Source organism: Mesorhizobium salmacidum (SeqCode) (assembly GCF_037179605.1).
In the GTDB taxonomy this organism is placed as follows: Bacteria; Pseudomonadota; Alphaproteobacteria; order Rhizobiales; family Rhizobiaceae; genus Mesorhizobium; species Mesorhizobium salmacidum.
The window spans coordinates 1-1,455 of the sequence record NZ_JAPYKS010000072.1 but is presented as its reverse complement, the minus strand read 5'-3'; the positions used below and the strand labels follow the sequence as shown (position 1 = coordinate 1,455).

Annotated in this window: 2 protein-coding genes and 1 pseudogene; all 3 read right to left on the bottom strand. The window is 58.6% G+C overall.

What is annotated here, in order from left to right; all coding sequences use genetic code 11:
* Nucleotides 1-187: 187 nt before the first annotated feature.
* On the bottom strand, nt 188-403 hold the full coding sequence (locus tag O7A60_RS31645; protein WP_337109569.1) for a hypothetical protein: 216 nt from the start codon (nt 401-403) through the stop codon (nt 188-190).
* Between the two features lie 177 nt (nt 404-580).
* Nucleotides 581-846 (bottom strand): annotated as a pseudogene (locus O7A60_RS31640) (type II toxin-antitoxin system ParD family antitoxin).
* Nucleotides 847-1,117: 271 nt separating this feature from the next.
* The coding region (locus O7A60_RS31635; RefSeq protein ID WP_337109568.1) for a hypothetical protein at nt 1,118-1,455 on the bottom strand (338 nt) is incomplete at its 5' end.

Sequence of the window (1,455 nt, the reverse complement as noted above, 5' to 3'; positions counted from 1 at the left end):
CGTCGCCAGCGGCGCACCGCCCTCGTTCGTGAGGCGTATATAGTCGCCACCCCGACAAACTGTCAACACCGATCTCAGATGTTTTTTCGATTTTTCGGGGAGATATCCACTGGGCCGAAATTCGTGAGTTGGCTAGGCTGAGTTTCCGCGCCGCTTTCCGCGGTTGGTCACGCCTGGGATACTCGCCTCAGACCCCATGCCGAGCATACTTCGCTTTGAAAAACTGGCGCCCCAAAACGGCCACCGAACGCGCCCGAGCGGCTTTCAACGCCGATTCTCCAGCAATTCCGGTGTTGATGTTTCGGCCCGCGTAGAAGATGCCCAGGATCAGCACCTGCTCGCCCTCGACCGCGAAGGCAATGCTGATCCAGCGCCGGCAGCCAACAATCCGCAGCCCAGGCATGATCGCGATCCGCTCAGTGCCTCGCTGTGGAAAAGTCGACAAGCCCAGACAATGATCGCGGATACCATTGATAAAATTCCACGCAATCGCCGGCGACGCCCCGTTCGGCTATGCCGTCATGGAATGTTCGAGTTCGGCTTGTGCCACCGGATGAAAGACAATCCGGTATCCCATTCCCTACTTGGCTTTCGCCTGCTTCGCGCGATGGCGTGTTTCAAGCTCGGAAGAGACCGTTTCGGCTGGAATTCCCTTCGTCGAATCCTGCTGGAGCTCGGCCAGACGCGCGGGAATTTTCTCGCACAGCCACTTTCCCCTTCCGCCTCGAAATCCTCGAGTATGCGCAGGCCGGCGCGGACAACCTCACTGGCATTGTTGTAGCGGCCGAACTCGAGCTGTTTCCTGATGAAGCTCTCACAGTGCTCGTTCAAAGCGCGGTTGGGTATGGCGACCTCCTGGGGGAGATCATGGCTCGAGCGTTATTGATGACAATAGATAGCGATAGCTGGCAATCCACTGCCGATTCGGCGACGCTTCATCATCATAACCCGCCAAGCGGCATCGCCTCGGTCCCGATTCGGCGGAATTGGACTACCGATTGGGGCAGCACCACGCGATCGAGGGTCTCGGTGCGAGCGGAGGCCGCAGATCCTGCTATCCACCATCCGATAGCGTGTGAGGAAGCCGGCTGAGTTAAAGCCCAACCGGCTAATCTGTTCATGCTTGGCGGCCAATCGATCTTGAACCTGGCCATCCCTCCATGTCTTCACTGATTTGATTTTTGTCCGCGGCATCGGGGTCGCCTCTTTTGCGGGCCTGGACAGGATTGGATCGACACTCCACGGTGATCCGGATACGCAACGGCCCACCGACTTGAAGCCTGGCGGCTGTCTTTTTGATTTGGTTTTGGGGGGAGGATTTGATTTTTGTCCGGGTCGCCGGCTTGGTCTGCTTGGGGCGGTCAGGCCGGATCCAAGGCGGCGCAACGCAAAACGGCCCGCCGGCTTTGCGCCTGGCGGGCCGTTTTGGTAAGTTTGGTTGCGGGGACAGGATTT

Excerpts from the sequence above, each read along its gene's own strand:
- O7A60_RS31645 (WP_337109569.1), bottom strand. The coding sequence starts at position 403 with ATGCCTGGGCTGCGGATTGTTGGCTGCCGGCGCTGGATCAGCATTGCC.